This is a genomic window from Bacillus sp. P4_E1 (assembly GCF_056401715.1).
The window spans coordinates 204,667-222,917 of record NZ_JBFUIV010000003.1; the positions used below are offsets into that span (position 1 = coordinate 204,667).

General features: G+C 34.5%; 25 protein-coding genes and 1 pseudogene. 13 read left to right on the forward strand and 13 right to left on the reverse strand.

Annotation, left to right across the window (positions count from 1 at the left end; all coding sequences use genetic code 11):
* Positions 1 to 463: 463 nt before the first annotated feature.
* From AC1DS7_RS05315 to AC1DS7_RS05340, 6 genes are all read left to right on the forward strand, one after another.
* On the forward strand, positions 464 to 1,954 hold the full coding sequence (locus AC1DS7_RS05315; protein ID WP_063226599.1) for an SIR2 family protein: 1,491 nt from the start codon (positions 464 to 466) through the stop codon (positions 1,952 to 1,954).
* Positions 1,955 to 2,004: 50 nt separating this feature from the next.
* Positions 2,005 to 2,613, forward strand: coding sequence for a TIR domain-containing protein (locus tag AC1DS7_RS05320; protein ID WP_063226600.1), 609 nt, complete (start codon positions 2,005 to 2,007; stop codon positions 2,611 to 2,613).
* 332 nt (positions 2,614 to 2,945) lie between these two features.
* Positions 2,946 to 3,803: a DnaD domain-containing protein gene (locus AC1DS7_RS05325; RefSeq protein WP_476998818.1), complete on the forward strand. Its 858-nt coding sequence runs from the start codon at positions 2,946 to 2,948 to the stop codon at positions 3,801 to 3,803.
* Entirely contained in the window at positions 3,800 to 5,089 is a 1,290-nt protein-coding gene (dnaB, locus tag AC1DS7_RS05330) for a replicative DNA helicase (protein ID WP_476998856.1), read from the forward strand. The genes AC1DS7_RS05325 and dnaB overlap by 4 nt, the downstream gene beginning before the upstream one ends.
* Before the next feature lie 15 nt (positions 5,090 to 5,104).
* On the forward strand, positions 5,105 to 5,644 hold the full coding sequence (locus AC1DS7_RS05335) for a hypothetical protein (RefSeq protein ID WP_476998819.1): 540 nt from the start codon (positions 5,105 to 5,107) through the stop codon (positions 5,642 to 5,644).
* Between the two features lie 386 nt (positions 5,645 to 6,030).
* Positions 6,031 to 6,375, forward strand: a complete 345-nt coding sequence (locus AC1DS7_RS05340) for a DUF4064 domain-containing protein (RefSeq protein WP_088292405.1) — start codon at positions 6,031 to 6,033, stop codon at positions 6,373 to 6,375.
* A 134-nt stretch (positions 6,376 to 6,509) separates the two neighbouring features.
* Here AC1DS7_RS05340 and AC1DS7_RS05345 read toward each other — a convergent pair whose 3' ends face one another.
* The gene (locus AC1DS7_RS05345) at positions 6,510 to 7,397 is read right to left on the reverse strand and encodes a DMT family transporter (RefSeq protein ID WP_476998820.1); all 888 of its coding nucleotides are present in this window, start codon (positions 7,395 to 7,397) and stop codon (positions 6,510 to 6,512) included.
* Positions 7,398 to 7,446: 49 nt separating this feature from the next.
* Between AC1DS7_RS05345 and AC1DS7_RS05350 the strand changes: the two genes are divergently transcribed.
* Positions 7,447 to 7,911 carry a Rossmann-fold NAD(P)-binding domain-containing protein gene (locus AC1DS7_RS05350; RefSeq protein WP_476998821.1) on the forward strand — a complete coding sequence of 155 codons (465 nt, stop codon included), beginning with the start codon at positions 7,447 to 7,449 and terminating at the stop codon, positions 7,909 to 7,911.
* Between the two features lie 50 nt (positions 7,912 to 7,961).
* Here the strand turns inward: AC1DS7_RS05350 and AC1DS7_RS05355 are convergent, their stop codons facing one another.
* Positions 7,962 to 8,537 carry a TetR/AcrR family transcriptional regulator gene (locus tag AC1DS7_RS05355; protein ID WP_476998822.1) on the reverse strand — a complete coding sequence of 192 codons (576 nt, stop codon included), beginning with the start codon at positions 8,535 to 8,537 and terminating at the stop codon, positions 7,962 to 7,964.
* 142 nt (positions 8,538 to 8,679) lie between these two features.
* On the opposite strand from AC1DS7_RS05355, the gene AC1DS7_RS05360 reads away from it, so the two are divergent.
* On the forward strand, positions 8,680 to 10,155 hold the full coding sequence (locus AC1DS7_RS05360; protein WP_476998823.1) for an MDR family MFS transporter: 1,476 nt from the start codon (positions 8,680 to 8,682) through the stop codon (positions 10,153 to 10,155).
* A gap of 42 nt (positions 10,156 to 10,197) precedes the next feature.
* Here AC1DS7_RS05360 and AC1DS7_RS05365 read toward each other — a convergent pair whose 3' ends face one another.
* From AC1DS7_RS05365 to AC1DS7_RS05380, 4 genes are all read right to left on the reverse strand, one after another.
* On the reverse strand, positions 10,198 to 10,725 hold the full coding sequence (locus tag AC1DS7_RS05365; protein WP_016126645.1) for a permease: 528 nt from the start codon (positions 10,723 to 10,725) through the stop codon (positions 10,198 to 10,200).
* Entirely contained in the window at positions 10,722 to 11,204 is a 483-nt protein-coding gene (locus AC1DS7_RS05370; RefSeq protein ID WP_105589573.1) for a hypothetical protein, read from the reverse strand. The genes AC1DS7_RS05365 and AC1DS7_RS05370 overlap by 4 nt, the downstream gene beginning before the upstream one ends.
* The gene (locus AC1DS7_RS05375; RefSeq protein WP_105589572.1) at positions 11,197 to 11,538 is read right to left on the reverse strand and encodes a PadR family transcriptional regulator; all 342 of its coding nucleotides are present in this window, start codon (positions 11,536 to 11,538) and stop codon (positions 11,197 to 11,199) included. Before AC1DS7_RS05375 ends, AC1DS7_RS05370 begins: the two co-directional genes overlap by 8 nt.
* A gap of 299 nt (positions 11,539 to 11,837) precedes the next feature.
* Positions 11,838 to 11,963: a YjcZ family sporulation protein gene (locus tag AC1DS7_RS05380; RefSeq protein ID WP_000540377.1), complete on the reverse strand. Its 126-nt coding sequence runs from the start codon at positions 11,961 to 11,963 to the stop codon at positions 11,838 to 11,840.
* A 200-nt stretch (positions 11,964 to 12,163) separates the two neighbouring features.
* On the opposite strand from AC1DS7_RS05380, the gene AC1DS7_RS05385 reads away from it, so the two are divergent.
* Positions 12,164 to 12,400: a hypothetical protein gene (locus AC1DS7_RS05385; protein ID WP_002140614.1), complete on the forward strand. Its 237-nt coding sequence runs from the start codon at positions 12,164 to 12,166 to the stop codon at positions 12,398 to 12,400.
* Positions 12,401 to 12,554: 154 nt separating this feature from the next.
* On the opposite strand, the gene AC1DS7_RS05390 is transcribed toward AC1DS7_RS05385, so the two are convergent.
* Together AC1DS7_RS05390 and AC1DS7_RS05395 are read right to left on the reverse strand one after the other, a co-directional pair.
* On the reverse strand, positions 12,555 to 13,103 hold the full coding sequence (locus AC1DS7_RS05390) for a DUF4352 domain-containing protein (protein ID WP_016101685.1): 549 nt from the start codon (positions 13,101 to 13,103) through the stop codon (positions 12,555 to 12,557).
* A gap of 549 nt (positions 13,104 to 13,652) precedes the next feature.
* Complete coding sequence (locus AC1DS7_RS05395; protein ID WP_000505688.1) at positions 13,653 to 13,754, reverse strand: YjcZ family sporulation protein; 102 nt, start codon at positions 13,752 to 13,754, stop codon at positions 13,653 to 13,655.
* Positions 13,755 to 14,087: 333 nt separating this feature from the next.
* On the opposite strand from AC1DS7_RS05395, the gene AC1DS7_RS05400 reads away from it, so the two are divergent.
* On the forward strand, positions 14,088 to 14,288 hold the full coding sequence (locus AC1DS7_RS05400; RefSeq protein ID WP_012260457.1) for a hypothetical protein: 201 nt from the start codon (positions 14,088 to 14,090) through the stop codon (positions 14,286 to 14,288).
* A gap of 261 nt (positions 14,289 to 14,549) precedes the next feature.
* The gene (locus AC1DS7_RS05405; protein WP_016101684.1) at positions 14,550 to 15,008 is read left to right on the forward strand and encodes a putative iron-sulfur cluster-binding metallochaperone; all 459 of its coding nucleotides are present in this window, start codon (positions 14,550 to 14,552) and stop codon (positions 15,006 to 15,008) included.
* A 119-nt stretch (positions 15,009 to 15,127) separates the two neighbouring features.
* Here AC1DS7_RS05405 and AC1DS7_RS05410 read toward each other — a convergent pair whose 3' ends face one another.
* A complete protein-coding gene (locus AC1DS7_RS05410; protein WP_002064068.1) occupies positions 15,128 to 15,451 on the reverse strand; it encodes a hypothetical protein in 324 nt (107 codons plus the stop codon).
* Positions 15,452 to 16,450: 999 nt separating this feature from the next.
* On the opposite strand from AC1DS7_RS05410, the gene AC1DS7_RS05415 reads away from it, so the two are divergent.
* Positions 16,451 to 16,756, forward strand: coding sequence for a hypothetical protein (locus AC1DS7_RS05415; RefSeq protein WP_016101683.1), 306 nt, complete (start codon positions 16,451 to 16,453; stop codon positions 16,754 to 16,756).
* 61 nt (positions 16,757 to 16,817) lie between these two features.
* Here AC1DS7_RS05415 and AC1DS7_RS05420 read toward each other — a convergent pair whose 3' ends face one another.
* Together AC1DS7_RS05420 and AC1DS7_RS05425 are read right to left on the reverse strand one after the other, a co-directional pair.
* Positions 16,818 to 17,039 carry a hypothetical protein gene (locus tag AC1DS7_RS05420; protein ID WP_002125677.1) on the reverse strand — a complete coding sequence of 74 codons (222 nt, stop codon included), beginning with the start codon at positions 17,037 to 17,039 and terminating at the stop codon, positions 16,818 to 16,820.
* A 12-nt stretch (positions 17,040 to 17,051) separates the two neighbouring features.
* Entirely contained in the window at positions 17,052 to 17,255 is a 204-nt protein-coding gene (locus tag AC1DS7_RS05425) for a hypothetical protein (protein WP_080118296.1), read from the reverse strand.
* A gap of 97 nt (positions 17,256 to 17,352) precedes the next feature.
* Here AC1DS7_RS05425 and AC1DS7_RS05430 point away from each other — a divergent pair.
* Positions 17,353 to 17,597 (forward strand): annotated as a pseudogene (locus AC1DS7_RS05430) (N-acetylmuramoyl-L-alanine amidase C-terminal domain-containing protein); the annotation flags it as partial.
* A gap of 78 nt (positions 17,598 to 17,675) precedes the next feature.
* Here the strand turns inward: AC1DS7_RS05430 and AC1DS7_RS05435 are convergent.
* A complete protein-coding gene (locus AC1DS7_RS05435; protein WP_267865270.1) occupies positions 17,676 to 17,798 on the reverse strand; it encodes a hypothetical protein in 123 nt (40 codons plus the stop codon).
* 93 nt (positions 17,799 to 17,891) lie between these two features.
* Positions 17,892 to 18,233, reverse strand: coding sequence for a YolD-like family protein (locus AC1DS7_RS05440; RefSeq protein ID WP_016101682.1), 342 nt, complete (start codon positions 18,231 to 18,233; stop codon positions 17,892 to 17,894).
* Between the last annotated feature and the right edge of the window lie 18 nt (positions 18,234 to 18,251).

Consider the following 18,251-nt stretch of genomic DNA (forward strand, 5'->3'; position numbering starts at 1 on the left):
GTAATTAATCTAATAGATAAACACAAGATGATTCATAAAGTAGTCTTGTGTTTATTTTACTAGATACTTTAGTGGTTATATATATATAAGGATATATATATATATATATATATAAATAATGCGATTTAACAGAGGGACATTTCATAGTAGGGTATTTTGAGTATGGATATTGTTCTATTGTGGTCAAATTTATATGGTTTGAATTATATGGATTATTTTTTTCGTATTCCCTTATGCAGCTAAAAGTGTGAATTTTATTATAATATCATAATTTGTAAGTGAGGGGAATTTTGATGGTTATGAAGATTGATTTGTATATCTGTTATTTTGTATATAAGATTTTTTAAAAATAATTTTTAAAGTGTGTATTTTAGTTACTAAAAATTCATATAGAGATTTTTAGCTAATAGATTAACACATGCTATTTAAAAATAAGGCATGAGGATTTTTAAGGAGGATATAAATGGGTTATAAACGAGAAAAAATGATACATACTTTTATTAAGAACTATACTGAGGATCTATTAGATAGTAAGGTTGCGGTTTTTGGAGGTGCGGGGCTATCAGTAGGAGCTGGGGCTGTCAGTTGGAAGGAGTTATTAAGAGAAGCGGCGGATGATATTGGGGTAGATGTAGATAAAGAATATGACTTAGTTTCGGTAGCGCAGTATATATATAATGAGTCTAATTCTAGGAATAAAATTACTAAGTTAATTAAAAATCATATTCAAAAAAAGGGAGAGGTCACAGAAAATCATAGAATATTGGCTAATCTTCCAATTAAAACATTTTGGACAACTAATTATGATGAGTATATAGAGAAAAGTTTTGAACAAAACAGTAAACTATATGATGTGAAAAAAAGTGTCCAGGATTTATCATCAGAAGTGAAAAATTCAGAAGTAACAGTTTATAAAATGCATGGTGATATTAATCGTGCTCATGATGCAGTTTTAATTAAAGATGATTATGAAATATATGGTAAAAAGAATGAGTTATTTACACAGGCTTTAAAGGGGGATTTAATTTCTAAGACTTTCTTATTTATTGGATTTAGTTTTGATGATCCTAACCTAGAGAATATTTTATCAAGAGTAAGAATTATGTTAGAAGGGAATACTAGGACACATTATTGTTTTTTTAAGGAAATTAATAAAAATGACTATGAGTTTAGGAAAATAAAAAATAAAAAAAAGAAAGAGGCCGCATGGAAGTATGCTGAAAATAAACAATATCTAAAAATTAAAGACCTCGAAAGATACGGTATAAAGGCAATTTTGGTTGAGGAATATTCAGATATAACGAATATATTAAAGAAAATAGAATCTATCTACTTAAGTAAAAATATATTTATATCAGGGAGTTTTGATGACTTTGAAAAATATTGTGTTAGAGGAAAGGTAGAGAGTTTTGTAGAGAACTTATCAAAAAAATTGCATGAAGAAGATTATAAAATAACCAGTGGTTATGGTATGGGAATTGGTAGCTCTGTTATTACAGGTGTTTTAAGGGGAAGTAAGACTACCGGGAAAGAGAATTTAGATAGAATTTTAAGTTTAAAGCCTTTCCCTTTTCATATTGAAGATGGAATAGAACGGGAAAAAATTTGGCATAAGTACAGGCAAGATATGTTGAAAAATTGCGGGACTGCAATTTTCTTATTGGGGAATAAAAAGAAAGAAGGGGGGATACAGCTGGCTGATGGTGTAAGGAAAGAATTTGCAATTGCTAAAACACAAGGTATGAATTTAATTCCTATAGGTGCTACAGGATATGTTAGCAAAGAATGTTTCAAAGATATGTGTAATAATTTTGAACAATATTATCCAAACAGTGATAAAAATTTAAATAAAGCGTTTCAAAAGTTAGGAAGTAAAAATGTATCAGAGAAAAAAATGATTGGAAATATAATTGATTTTCTTAAGTTGTTAAGAAAATATCATATGGAAATGTGAAAAAAATATAGTTTGGCATAGAGAACATCAATGATGAAAAGAGGGGCATTATGGCTTATAAAACATTTATTTCTTATAAATATTCAGAAGCTAAAGAGCTAAGAGAACGTATTTTAGATGCTTTAGGAGCGGATGCTAAATATTATCAAGGAGAGACTAGTGAATCTCCTGATATGTCAGATAGAACAACGGAGTATATTAAGGAAAAACTTAAAGATATGATTTACTCTACTTCAGTTACTATTGTAATAATATCTCCTAACATGAAAAAGAGTAAATGGATTGATTGGGAGATTGAATATTCTCTTAAACAAATAAAACGTGGGGATAAAAAATCTAATACTAATGGGATTGTCGGGGTGGTGATGAAATATAATGGTGATTATTCTTGGTTAAGAACTATGATTACTAATTCAGATGGACATACTGCAATACGAATAAATAATAATTACCTATATGATATTATTATCAATAATAGATTCAATCAAGAGCCAAAGGAATATACTTGTGAAATATGTAAGGATGTTGATAGTTTCACAGGATCATTTATTACTTTAATAAAAGAAGAAGATTTTCTTGAAAATCCTAATAAATATATTAATAATGCTTATGAAAAAAGTAAAAAACTAGATAATTATAATATATCCAGAAAAAAATAGAAGTATGTACATGTTTATTCTGTTAAATAACTACATAGAATAAATTTAGCAATTATATTGTTGGTTTGATTTTCTTCAGAGAGACTTTTTATTATATGCAAATGATATTTTTATAGTAGAAATATCATTTGTATAGCCCCTCCCATCCCCCTACAAAGCCCCTACCAAGTAATAAATCACTAAGAAAAAACACAACAAAACAAAAACACCAACAAACACCGTAGTAGTAGTCAAAAAAAAATTGAAATAACACGCCAAAAACCCACCCCTCCTTCCTATATATAGTACAAAGAGGAATTTTTCATTTTTGAATGGAGACGGGAGGAATTGGGATGGCGGTGTATCGTAATGTGCAGGTGAATTTTTGGCAGGATGATTTTGTTTTGGATTTGACGCCGGAGGAGCGGTATTTTTATGTGTATTTGTTGACTTGTTCGAAGACGACGCAGTGTGGGGTTTTTCCTTTTCCGAAGCGGTTAGCTGAGATGGAGACGGGTTATAATCGGGAGACTGTTGATAAGCTTGTGCAGCGCTTCATTGATTATGGAAAGATTCTTTATGATGCGGAGACGAGGGAGTTATTCGTTTTGAATTGGCTTCGTTATAACCCTGTGACGAATACGAATGTGGAGAAGTGTGTGCTTCGTGAGCTGAAGGGTGTGAAGAATAAGGAGTTTGTACATATGTTTCTTCAGAAGTGCGTAGAGGAGGAGCTGAATGTTTCGATGCTTTTAGCACATTTCGGTATGCCGAGTGATTTGGCCGTTCGTGATGTTGATCCGGTTTGTGAAGAGGCGGAAGAAGAGGTTATAGAGGAAGAAACGGGAAGTCGCGTGTTTTCTTTTTATGAGCAACATTTCGGTAGTTTGTCTCCTCATACTGTGGAGGAACTGAGTGCGTGGATGGAAGATTTGTCAGAGGAGCTTGTGCTGAAGGCTCTTCAAATTGCGTATGAGAATAATAAGCGGACGGTTGCTTATGTGAAGGGGATTTTGAGGGGATGGCACGGGAAAGGGTTTACGAAAGTGTCGGAGGTTGAGGCAGATACGGCTCAGTTTAGGAAGAAAGAGTCGTCTGTTAGTACTGGGGAGACGGAGGAGTTTTTGACGAGGTGCGAGGAGTGGGAGAAGAATGCGCTGTCAGAGGAAGAGCTGCAGCGCTTTTTAGCGGAACGTGGGTGGCGGCCATGAGTATTCAAAATGTGGAGGCGGAAAAGACGGTGTTAGGTTCTCTTTTAATTGATGGAGAGCTTATTAAGGAGTGCCGTTTGACGGAGCATTATTTTTCTATGCCGGTGCATAAGTCTATATTTCGGTTAATGCGAAAAATTGAAGATGAAGGGCAACCAATTGATCTTGTGACGCTCGTTTCTCGGATGAATCCAAATTTTTTGGAGAATACCGGGGGAATGGAGTATTTTATAGCATTAATAGAGGGTGTGCCTACGACTAGCAACTTCTCTTATTATGAGGGGCTTGTTCGAGGTGCCTGGAAGATGTATCAGGCTGGTGTTCTTGGGTACAAGATGGGAGAGCGTCTTATTACGGAGAAGAATGAGAAAATTATTGGTGAGACGATTACGGAGCTTTGTGAGTTAGAGGAAAAGGACTGTGTATGTGAGTTTGATTTGAAGGATGCGTTAGTTGGTTTGTATGAAGAGCTTCATCAAGATACGAAAGAGAATACTGGTATTGAGACTGGTTATACATCGTTAAATAAGATGACGTGCGGATTGCAGGAAGGTGATTTTGTCGTTCTTGGAGCGCGTCCTTCTATGGGAAAGACTGCATTTGCGTTAAATGTTGGACTGCATGCGGCGAAGTCTGGAGCGGCAGTTGGGCTGTTTTCATTAGAGATGAGTAGTAAGCAATTGTTAAAAAGGCTGGCGTCTTGCGTAGGTGAAGTGTCAGGAGGCAGGCTGAAAAATCCGAAGCACCGTTTTGCGATGGAAGACTGGGAAAAGGTGAGTAAGGCGTTTGCGGAGATCGGTGAATTACCACTTGAGATTTACGATAATGCAGGCGTTACGGTGCAAGATATTTGGATGCAAACTCGTAAGTTAAAGAGGAAGCACGGTGATAAAAAGCTTTTAGTTATTGTAGATTATTTGCAGCTTATTACGGGCGATCCAAAGCATAAGGGCAATCGATTTCAAGAGATTAGTGAAATTTCTCGTAAGCTTAAGTTGTTAGCGCGTGATTTAAATGTTTGTATAGTAGCGTTGTCGCAATTGTCTCGTTCAGTAGAATCACGTCAAGATAAGCGCCCCCTTTTATCTGATTTAAGAGAGACGGGACAAATTGAGCAAGATGCGGATGTCATTATGCTTATGTATCGTGAGGATTATTATGATAAGGAAACGATGCAGAAAGAGATGACGGAGATTCATGTGGCGAAGCATCGGAATGGACCTGTGGGCAGTTTTAAGCTGAGATTTTTGAAGGAGTTTGGGCGGTTTGTGGAGAATGGGAATTAGTTGGAGGGGAAGTTTGTGTCTAGAAAAAAGTTATGGATTATTATACTACTTATTTTCGTTATTGCATTGGGCGTGATTGTTTATAGATTACTAGGTCCTTTTATAGAAGGAAGAAGTTATTATTATAGTCATACTAATTTTACAGATCTTTCAAATGAATCGATTGGAAAGATGAGGCTTCACGACAATATTGATAAAGAGGTATTTAGAAAAGAATATGGTGAACCTATTAGGAAGATAGATAACGTTTATTACGATTATTATTATTGGAAGAACGGAGTAGAAACAGCTTCGATTATGGAAGGAAAAGAGAAAGGGAAGATAGTTCGTTTAATAATCGGAGAAAATATAGATCTTAAGACTGAAAAAGGAATAGGGATTGGTAGTACGAAGCAGGATGTTATCAGTTCGTATGGTCCGAACTATTATGAACGGACAGAGCAAGGTGCTACTATTATTGGCTATGCTGACCATAACCTTCATATAACAATTGAGTTTTGGTTAGGAGAAGGGAAGATAGCGCTTATTCGTTTGGATGATGCGGATGTGGAATAAGAGAAGTGTTTATATTACGCCTTTTTTATTTCTTGTGACATAATGCGACAAAATTTGAGTCATAACTTTGTTAAGATGTGCTTGGGAATCTTACTTTATATGTAATGGAAGGTAGTTGAATATAAAAAAGTTAAGGATACTTGTTTGAGGGAGTGCTGTGGTATTCAGTTTAGTAGTCTGTCATAGTAAGACAGGTGATTCTGTAACAGGGAAAGGCGGGGATACATACGATTATACGGTTGCGGCGTTTGGAGTATGAAACTGATTGTCGCTAGTTGGATAAAGATAGTAACGGAGACTTTGGAGCAAGTATATGGGATAATGTCACCGGAAATTTGCTGTAGGTAAAACACAAATAGGAATGAAGTAAGGAGCGGGTATTGAAAATGAAACGTACAACAGAATTTGTATTAGGACTTATTGGTGGTATTTTCGGTATTTTATGCGCATTTATTGCGTTATTTATTGGTGGGCTTGGTTCTGCTTTAGATGCGGATGGAGCGAATACACTTATCGGTTTAGGATGGGGAAGTGTTCTTCTCTCTATATTAGGAATTTGTGGATCTGTTGTAGTGAAGAATAGAGCCAAGCTTGGCGGTGCGATGATGACAATCGCTGCAGTTGGTGGATTAATTTGTATTTCTTTCTTTTATATTTTACCGGCTATTCTCCTACTTATTGGTGGGCTAATGGGGATTTTGCGTAAAGAGAAAGTGCTAGTTTCTGCATAATAACGTGGAACTGTTACATGCAGTTCATCTAGTCTATGTAAAATAATAGGTTGAAAATCTAAATACCCGACTATTATATGAAATAATAGTCGGGTATTTGTTTTTTCTAATGAATCGCGGATGTGTGTAGTTACCTATTCTATATTCTTCTTATAACCAACCCGCAACAACCCCTTAAAATCCACCTCAGCAATCAACACACTTAACAATATAAGCGTCGCCCCTAAGTAGCCTTTCCCTGTGAGCGTTTCGCCTGTGAAAACGAAAGCAAATCCTGCGGAAAAGACAGGTTCTAATGAAAAGATAAGACCTGTATGTGTGGGCGTAGTGTATTGCTGGGCGATAACTTGCACGATGAAAGCGACTGCGGTACAAAATATGCTTAAGGCTAATATGATTAGCCATGAGTTGATCGTGCTAGGAAGTTTTGGGGTTTCCATCACTAATGAAAAAATAAGACTAAATAGGCCGACGAAACCGAGTTGTATGACCCCGAGCGCAATCGAGTTCACATGTTTTGTTACGTTTCCAGTAATGATGACGTGAATCGCATAAAATAAGGCAGACAATATGCAAAATATATCGCCGTTACCGATCTTGAATTCACTAGTTAATGTTAATAAGCCAATTCCTATTATCGTTAACACAATTCCTAATATAACTTTCTTTTCAGGAATGTGTTTTAAAAATATAGCTGATAATATCGGAATGAAAATGACTGTGAGACATAGTAAGAAACCAGCATTAGAGACACTAGTATACTTTGTACCGAATGTCGCGAAAATGTAAACGATAAATAAAACGGAAGCTAGTATAAAAGCATATTTTACAGTTTTAAAATCGACTTTGAATAAGTGTTTGTAAAATATTAAACCTGATAAAAGAAAGGCAATAATAAATCGTAATGCGATTAAATTATATTCTTCTATGCCATCAAGTCCAAGCTTTGTAAGTAGGATGGATGCACCCCAAAAAAATGTAACTAGTAGTAGCATTAAATCAGCTTTTAATTGTATTTTCATTTCTAGTCCCTCGTTATGTATAATTTATGATTCCATACCCCTATCCCCATTGTTTATTTTAATATTAATTCTGAATATTTGGAACAAAAATTTATCGACGTTTTATTCTATAGTTACGTACGAATTAACGTTATCTACCGCAAAAACATTAGCGAAGTTAAATTCAAACATGACGTTCATTTACGTATCTGGTAGCGGCACAGATAGTACAGAATCAGGACGTACGATATGGGCGAGAGTGAAGGGAAGAATGGAAAATGAATTGTTGCGTTTACCTTTTAAAGCTGCGTATATGTTTAGATCAGGATTGATCATTCCGGCAAATAGTGTGAAATCAAAAACGAAATCATATCAATTGATGTATGATGTGATGAAGCCGTTGAACTCTCTTTTGAAGAGATTCCGCAGTGTGATAACTTCTGAGCAGTTGGGAAGAGCTATGGTGCGAGTTGGGAAAGATGGATATTCTCGTTCAATTATAGAAAGTTCGGATTTGAAGAAAATCGGTAAGTAATAGTATGTAAAAAACGCCTATTTCATATAGGCGTTTTTTTGATGGTGAAGTTATTCTTCTTCAAACTGAAAAATATTCCGGTTAATAAGTTGGTGGAGATACCTATCCATTTCAGCAGCAGAAACGCTTCTTTCATTTTTAAACCACCATGCACTTAATGAGGTGATTGCCCCTGAATAAAATTCAATGATTAAATCATTGGACATCGTATGATTTTTACACAGTTGATTTAACGCTTCTATTTCTTGTTTTCTCGTTTCATGACTTAAATACTGTGTCCGGTTAATAAATTGTTCATCAGACATTTGCGTTTCTAATATTTTACCGATTTCTTCATGATGTAGAAATTGTTCCATTACTTGAAATGGTTTACTTAATCGATCTGAAACCGGTATTCCCGCAATCATCTTGCTGTAGCGTTTAAATCCAAATGCTAATAAAGCATCTTTATCTTCAAAGTGTTTATAAAAAGTTGTTCGGTGTACCATTGCACGATCACAAATTTGGTTAATCGTGATAGTACTATATTTCTGTTTTGATTGCGTCATTAATTCAAATAAGGAATCCCACAATAATTTATGTGTACGTCTAATACGTAAATCAAGCTGTTTTTCATTATCGTTCATCTACAATTCTCCTTTTTTGTAGATTAAATATACAATGGCTTTAAATTGATTCTCCCTTTTTAATCTACATATGTATATTATATTACATGTGTTCCGGTGTATTTAAAGATTTTCAAGTAAAAAACAGGAGGAGAATCAATACATGAATATAACAACTAAGAGCCCTGCAAGTGGCAAAGTTGATACTTCTAATATGAAACATACCCCGATTTTAATTGCATTACTTTTAGGGGCAATGGTTGCATTATTAAACGAAACATTACTTGGTAATGCGTTAACTGTATTAATGAAAGAATTCGACGTAACAGCTTCAACGATTCAATGGCTTTCTACAGCTTACATGTTAGTAGTTGGGGTTTTAGTCCCGATTACAGCGTTACTTCAGCAATGGCTCACAACGAGACAAATGTTTTTGATCGCTATGGTAACGTTTTTAGTCGGTACATTAATTGCGGGATTCGCACCGACATTTTCTATTTTATTAGTTGGCCGTATCGTCCAAGCTGTAGCGACGGGGTTAATTTCACCGTTATTAATGAATACGATTTTACTTATTTGTCCGCCTGAAAAACGTGGTGCCACAATGGGATTAATCGCACTTGTGATGATGTCTGCTCCTGCAATTGGTCCTACATTATCTGGAGTAATTGTGGATTCATTAAATTGGCGCTGGTTATTCTATATTGTTATTCCTATCGTGATCATTTCAATTATGATTGGGATGAAGTACATTCAAAATGTTTCAGAGTTAACAAGGCCAAAAGTGGATTATCCATCTATCCTTTTATCGACATTAGGATTTGGAGGGCTTGTGTATAGCTTTAGTGCATCGGGTGATTTAGGATGGTCTGATGCGAAAGTGTATGGCACTTTACTTGTTGGGCTTATCTCATTATGTATTTTTGTCGTTCGACAATTGAAAATTGAGAATCCAATTTTAGAATTACGAGCATTTAAAGTTCCGATGTTTACAATATCAGTTGGATTAATCGTCATTGTGATGATGTCGTTATTTTCAACGATGACTTTATTACCGATGTTCTTGCAAACAGTTTTACTCGTTACAGCCTTTAAATCAGGACTAATAATGCTTCCAGGAAGTATTATTAGCGCCATAATGGGACCAATCGCAGGTAAACTATTTGATAAATTTAGCCCGAAAGTTGTTATCGTTCCCGGTATTGTGTTAGTGGGTATTGCAATGTTCTTATTTAAAGGCATTACTCCTGACACATCAATGGTACAAATTATTGTCATGCATAGCGCATTAATGGTTGGACTCATGTTTGTCATGACAGCACAAACATATGGATTAAATCAATTAACACCAGATTTATATCCGCACGGAACAGCACTGTTTAATACGTTACAGCAAGTAGCTGGCGCAATTGGTACAGCTATCTTTATTTCGAAAATGTCTTCAGGAACAACTAAGTATATGGAAAGCTCAGCAAATCCAATGGACCCAGTAGAGAAGTTAAACGGTTTAACCTCTGGATTCCAAGGTGCATTTACACTAGGGTTAATCTTTATCGTTATTGCTTTTATCGTATCGTTGTTCTTAAAAGAAGAGAAAAAGGAAGTAAGGGCAACGCAGGTTTTACAGAATGAGAATTAAGCTTCATATAAAAAAGACATCTTTACGATTAAAGATGTCTTTTTACATTTCTTTCGTAATATCATACTGCAACAACTGCCGCTGATCATAAAATTTCTCAAAAACGATGCCCATTACGTAGAAGAACAACAGACCGAAGCAAATGTGAACGAGCGTAAAGGTAGCTCCGAATGAAGAAAATTCATACACCATAATCGGTAATTTCGCAGTTGTCCAAACACCTAAGAAAAATACGATGTACCTAATGCTGGCGCCTTTTTTTAATAGTAGTGCTGCAATCGGAAAGGCAACATAGAGGGGACCAGCTGCAATTCCGCCTAATAATAGAGAGAATAATATTCCATATATGCCGGACTTTTCTCCCATATATTTCATTAGCGTTTCTTTCTTCACCCACTGATCAAGTAACCCTACAAATATTAGGACAGGGGGGAGTAGAAACAACATATCTAAAATGCTATTCCCTGTTAATTGTAATGCGCTCCATCCTAAAGATTGGTTTATAAAAGTTAGAATGATAAGTCCAATCAGCAAAATGAAAAAGAAGCGATATCTTTTTAGTTCTTTCATACCATCACCACCCAAATGATATAGGAGAATAGGAGTGACATGAGTAATGCAGATGCATTACGTGCGTAAGCAAAGCTTCGTCCGAATATCTTTTGTTCCATCGGCAAGGTTGTAATTCCTACTGACATTAGTGTAGACATGAGTGCCGCAACTTGAGGAAGACCTGCGCCGTGCTGTACTAACGTATTACCAAGAGGAAATACGACAAAGCTTGGGATAAGTGCCACAGATCCGAGTAGTGCTGAATAAATAATACCTAAAAATCCAGACTGTTCTCCAATGATGGAAGAGATGAAGGACGGCGTTAAGATAGAAAGTGATAGTCCAACGAAAAGCATAATGGAGAGCATGGCAGGGAGGAGGTTTCGAAATATTTTCCATGATTTTAATAGGGCAAATTTCGTTTTATTCCGATCCTTCATAAAAGAAATCCCCGTAAGAATAATGGCCGAAGTGTAAAGGATAGCGCCATTAATCATGATTAGATTCCTTTAAGTCTTTATATTTGTCTAAGAAAAATGATAAGTTTTTCATTTTTTCCTCAATATCCATTTGAAAATCCGCTAATTGTTCTTTTCCGGCTGTAGTAATTTTGTACATCTTTCTCGGCTTATCTGGAATTGATGTACTTACATAAGATTCAATCGCACCTTCGTTTTCTAATTTCTTCAGCGTGCGGTAAAGGATGGCACTATCGATTGGATTGACCGGAAGTTCTTCGTCACATTTCTGAAGTAGCTGCCCGCCATAGTTATCACCTTCTGCTAAAAATAACAAAAGAAATGCACCTGTATGTCTTCCTGTATGCTTCATGAATATACCTCCTAGAATGAATTGGAATATATACTGTTAATGACAGTATACTGTTGTTAACAGTATATGGTGCATGAAGTGCTATGTCAATTTAAAAATGTTACTGAGGAGAAATGGCAATTCATGTTTTAATCTTGTTAAATAACAAAATAAAAGCCTACTGTTTTCTTGTGACAGTGGCTTTCATAGTTGGTAAACTACTATATTACGCTTAGGGAATCTCGCCTTTTGATAGTAACACATATATGTTAGCCCTATATTGAGAAATAAAAAAAAGACACTCTCAAGAGTGCCTCTTATTAGCAGCCGAATCCGCCGCCCCAACAGCTAGCTCCAACGATGATTAATAAGATAAAGAGCACAACAAGTAAGGCGAATCCACCGCCAAAACCACAGCCTCCACCACAACTACCACCATAGCCCATATTAACTCCTCCTTCCATAAAGTCCATATATTAATGGATTTATATCACTTTATGTTTTTACGGATAAACTTGAGCAGGTCCTTTTGAAAAAATAAAAGTACTCGGTATTTTAAAAGAGTTGACGAACTTATTTTTGTCACGAGTATTCCGCTTATTACATATGGTATTTTATTCTGTGCATTGGGGGAAAGGAGATCGTTATGGCTAATTCTGAGATGATATTACGTTTACTTACGGATTTAAAGATTGAGCAGCAAGCTTTAAAAGAACAGCTGGAGAAAATGCAAACAGCTTTGAGTATTCTTGAAGAAAAACCAACTATTCCTGAAGAGAAATCAACTACTCTTCAAGAGAAACCAGTTGTTACAAAGCAACGTGGACATTCTGGGTTTCCAACATCTTTTCGTGATTGGAGAGCATCTTCTCAAAAGAACTAAGGAATCCTATTATAGTGAGTTATACAAAATCACAAATGAAAAAGTACAGTCTACTGTAGTTAATACAGAGGCTGTACTTTTTGTTATGTTAGTATAAGTTGTGATAGGCGGTTTATCTATTTTGTAGAAAAGCCACTTTTACATTTTCTTTTGACTATTCCACCTTTAACTCGATCCCTTCATCCAGCATATCTCCATTAATTTTCAACGTTAATCCTTGCGTGTTTTTCGGAACGTCAAATACAATGTTCCCTTCCGAATTTTCATTAGGATTAAGAACACCAAATTTAAATGTAGCAGTATTTGCAGCTTTAAGTACTAATTGAGATTCATTAGAAATGTGATATTCTCTTCCGGTTCCGTCAATTAATTTAAAATTATTGCTATTTAGTGTAATGGGTTCCTCTTGACGATTATAAACTGCGACGTCTAATACTTTAAATACACCTTGTGCTTTAACTTCTCCATTACCTATAACATCTAATGAATCGGCAGAGCTTATTGATATGTATACATCAGAAGAATCTCCATGGGTGGGAAGTTCCTTTTGAGGATCCTTGTTGCTAAGTTCATCATTTTTTGTTTCTTTAGAAGTCTCCTGTTCGTTTTTCGTGTTACTGCTAGATGTATCATGTGAACTGCAAGCTGATAATCCAAATAAGAATGTGCTACATAATAATGATGTTAATAACTTTTTGTTCATAGTTTGTTCCTCCAAAATAAAAGTACTTTCATGGGTGCCATAATGATTTAATAAATCTATATTTTTCTTTATATGTATTAAATGTTACATTTTGTTATATTTATTTTGGGATAAAAAGGAAACGTGATGCAAATAAACAAGACACTTTGCAGTGTCTTGTTTATTTAAGTTATGCGCATTACTTAATAAGACGTTAGTTACTTATCCTGAACATGAGTAACTATGTAAGATGGTTTAATTATAACATTTTAACCAGTAATGGGTCTATATGGAATTCTCAATAGTTGTTTTTAATTATTCAGAATGATACATGTGGTGAAAGGTATATATTATCTATAATAATTGTATATATAACTAGCCTTGTAATGAGTTTCTACTATATTTGAAATTGAAATATAAATGAAAAGAAAAGCACAAAGAAGGGGCTGTGGAATATGGGCGCTTGGGGAACTGGATTATTTGTATGTCACACTAAAGACCGAAAGTGATGAAGAGCTTTTTATTACAAAGAAAAGACACCCATATAAGAGTGTCTTTTCCGATAGTTTTTTAGCAGAAGCAAGAAGCTCCAACAATGATCAATAAAATAAACAATACAACTAGTAAAGCAAAGCCGCCGCCACAACTACTACAACTACCACCAAATCCCATAATAGTTCCTCCTTTAATAAGAGGGGAAAACAAGGGGTCACTCATGTATTTTAACGGATTCAATTTACTTTATGTTTTTTACGCAATAATTGAGCAGGTCCTTTTGAAAAATAAAGAAAAGACACCCTAAGGTGCCTTTCTCCGACTTGAACCATCTTAATTTTAATAATATATATTGGACTCTCATCCAAATATTATTTTACCATGTTAAGTAATATTGGTCATTGAGAAAAAAGAAAAAGCCCTATATAGGGGTATCACCACACGACTAGCCAGCACTCACACCTAAAAACAGGATGGAATGATAAAATGCAAGTTTAAGGAGGGGGAAGAATGAAAAATGTACATAGATGGTTAAATTATTTTGGTTTTATATGTGTGTGCATGTCTAGCTTCGGTTTTGTTTCTCGTTGGATTTTTCGTGATGTGATTGCACTCGATCAATTACTTGTTTTGAGTATAGGAAATATTATTTTAATAACAGCGTTTTTTGTAAAACGTTGTAGTAAAGAGTTACGAGGTGATAAAGGTTAATCGCCCTAAATGTAGTTTTAGAATTTCGCAATCGGAGTATATCTTTTGAAAAAGACTTATTGAATAATGACAGTTTATTTTAAGAAAGTAAATCGATAATATAGTAAATAATACTTTCCTTGACCCTGTACTATGGCACAGGGTTTATACTTTATATGAGGTGAGACAGATGCAATATCTTATTATCGAAACTTTAATAGATTCAGAAAAGAAAGTAGAAGAATATTTATAAAAATAATAAATTGTAAAGGTGGGAGAATAATGGAAGATTGTTGTAGTAACCTTAAAGGAATAAAAATTGAAAATAATGGTCATTGTCCATCATGTAAAAATAAAGCTAAGAATGTAAAGTTGATTACACTAAAATCATTGCTTAAACCATCGGCATTAGAAACATTAAATGCTAAAGAAAATCACTATTTTTGTTCAAACGAAGATTGTGATGTAGTCTATTTTGATACGAATAATAAAAAATACTTTGTATCTGACATAAAGGTAGCTGTAAATCAAAAAGATGACTCAGCAACTACACCAATTTGTTATTGTTTTGATTGGACAAAAGAAAAAATCAAACAATATGTGAAAAATGGACTTACTCCTAATCCAGTAGAGCATATTCGCGAAAACATAAGAGAAAATCGATGTGGTTGTGAAGTAAACAATCCACAAGGTAGTTGTTGTTTAGGCAATGTTACAACTTATATTAGAAAAATGTCATAAGGAACTTAAATGTTGCTTTTTTTCACCAAAATACTTTGGGGTATTTCAAAATCTCAAGTCGATGGACATGTGACGTTACCTCATGCTCACCAAGCTAGTTAGGGTATGTTAAGTAAACCTTATGGATTTGTATATCTCATCCATCCACTTTCAGATTGTTTCGCTTTATACTTCCCATAAGACAGAAGCTTCATTGCCGAGCGATTGGCCGCATGAAAAACCAAGTTTAGCTTCAATTCTTCCTCCATTTCACTGGGATAGGTGGTAGATTCATAAACATAATAACCCGCCATGATACAGGGGATTACTTGCTCCGGTTCAAATCCATAAGCAGTTGCATCATCCACAACTAAATCAATGATGCATCGGTTTCCATCTTTAACTTTTTTCTGGAGTAATTTTTTTACCGATCCTGGTACTAATTCTAATATTTTATCCTTCATGTCAGTCACCTCATCTTTTATCATGTCCAGATAGCCTGGGGATATGTGTCAAACAGAATGAAGTTCCAACCGTAATTACACTGGTTTAACAAGATCTTAAGGACTATATCACCCTAAAAGAGAAAATGGCTTTAAATAAAAGAAACCCCGATTGTCTGCGGGGCTCCTAAGGGTAATCGTCAAGTAATGACGTACTCGACTAATTAACGATATCATGAATTTTTCGGTAAAAATAATTGTAAATGTGTCCAAATGAATAAGGGCATCATTTGGAACAAAAACGCTATTTTAATTTCAAACAAAAGAACAGTCAGCAAAAGCTAACTGCTCGGTTCTCCAAGGGGGAACAAGGAGAAAGTAACTTAATCGGTTGTCTTCAGTATTGACGGAATATTGAATTTTATTCAGGGATCTATGTTATATGATTGATAAAAAATTCCTTTATTAGCAGTAAAACTCCGAGGAGAGACAAGACTTCAATTGAGAACCAAAACATGCTTTTTTGAGGTTTTTTAAACTCCATTATTATGGAAGAAAATAAAAAGGTTGCAATCATCATGATAATTAAGAGACGGATTATATCAGACATTAATAGTACTCCTAATATTTAATCAGTTTCATTATATAGTTATTTCCAATGAGATGGAATTTAAGAATTGTTTTATTGAAATTCGAACAAAAAAGGTCCTGTTGTCTCCAACAGAACCTTTYCTAAAATGGCAAAGAGTAACTCTTACCTTACTCTTCTGCTATATAATACACAAAATACGTATAGATGTGTAGAACAAGAAATTCCAATATAATTATTTGAATAAAGTGTTTAAAAGTATCTTGTCGGGGTTTAATATAAGGAATTAAATTACAAACGTTGATTTATCAACGGATATTAATGATGAACTAGAAAATGATAGTTAATAAAGAAATATTACAATAATGAAATATGAAATATTGCATATTCAATCGAAATAGAAATTTACAAGTAGAAAGCGAGGAATAACAATGAGGCTAGGAAACCATAGAACAGAAAATAGTTTGAGTGTAAATGACAGGTGTTCCGGGTTCTACTATTTATGCGAAGAATGTCATTGGGAATTCCATAGACACTTCGAAACAGTTAAATCACACGAGTATGTTACGGAGACACCTAAATATACAGAATTGATAGGATTATGGGAAGTATTGAATGATCCATTATCTATGAAAGAGTTCAAGGAACTTGTTTATAAAGGATTGGATTTAAAAAGAAATGTACAAAAATCATTTAATGAAGAAGAAATAGAAGCAAACAACAAACAATTAAAGTAGCGAATTCGCTGCTTTTTTATTTTACATAGAAAAAAGGAAACCGCAAAGGATCCTTTTTATATTAAGCTGCTTTATAATTTTTATTTTTAATCCTATTTCTAGTATCCATAAATGCGGCGAATGTCGCTATAGCACCACCTAAATCATAAACTTGGAATTTGTGGACAAAAGCAAGTCCTACAATGAAATTGTAGCTGTATATAAAGCATGTAATACCGAACAGCCATAACATGAACTTTAAATCTTTTAAGCTCAATCTATAATTCTTAATTTTTTTCCACATATGTATCAACTCCTATTGTTCTGAGGTTCTATAGTTTTTCTTGCAGATCTCTCGCATGTTTGCGATAAAGAATAGAAAGAAGATAACAGCTGCGAGGCCATTAACCCAGTAATACGTATGTCCCATCGTAAATCCATCATAGAAGGAATAGGCATTCCAAAGTATAAGGATTATTGAGCAGATAGTAGAGATCATTAATGAGCCAAAACTTCTCATGCTTTTCACCTCGATTCAAAGTTTTAGAACTTTTCATACAATTATACATTTAAATAAAAAGATTTACAAAAGGAATTACCATAAGGAGGGGGTATGACTATACGCTCTAACGGGACAAACTGTTGGGAATTGTGAAGGAAACGGCGGTTCTAATGTGGATATCAATACGTTAAGTCAGGTGGATTCGATACTAACTCCTTAGATGAAGCTATTCAAGCTATGGCAGAACGAGGAATAAAAGGTAGCGTTAATGTTGATTCACTTTCTGGACTATGTTATATCCAAATCGATGTCCTACCTAATACAGAGTTAGATAAGATTACTTGGTGGGTGGATACTTGATCAGGTGGTAAATGGTGGTATGAATATATCAAAGTTAGATAATAGTTGAAGCCGTCCTTAATCGGGCGTTTTCAACTATTATCTAAATGCTTCTTTAGCTTTCTCTATTGTGTTCTGTTCCTCTTTTGTATTTGTAAATTCGATAACCATAACAGACAGTCCAAAACCTAAACAAACAGCCTTTATCTTGCTAATTCTCACAAGAACTTACACTTTTTCTCTATCTGTATTTAACCTAGAATACAAGATTCTGTCATTTTTGTTCCTGGATATATTTGAAAAACTGTATGTTTTTTATCTCAAATCAATTACATCTATAAATTTAAGGAAAACTCTGTTATAAGATGCATCAGTGCAAGTTATTAAATTCTTTATCGGATTTATGTCAGTTACAGTCACATATCTAGTAAGTAAATGACCATCTCTATAATAAGTAATCAATACCTTCTCTTCAGAAAGAAATGAACATAGTAACTTGTTTTCAATAATTTCTTGTTCGTCTTGGGTTAATGTAGGGCGCTCCACTTTTGTTTGTTTTTTAACAATCTTACCAATACCGATGAATTTCTTCGGTATTAAAGTGAATGGAGTCCGCTTAATCATTCCTATTTCTTTTGGCATATGTGTATAGTTCATGCTGTATATCTCCCTGAT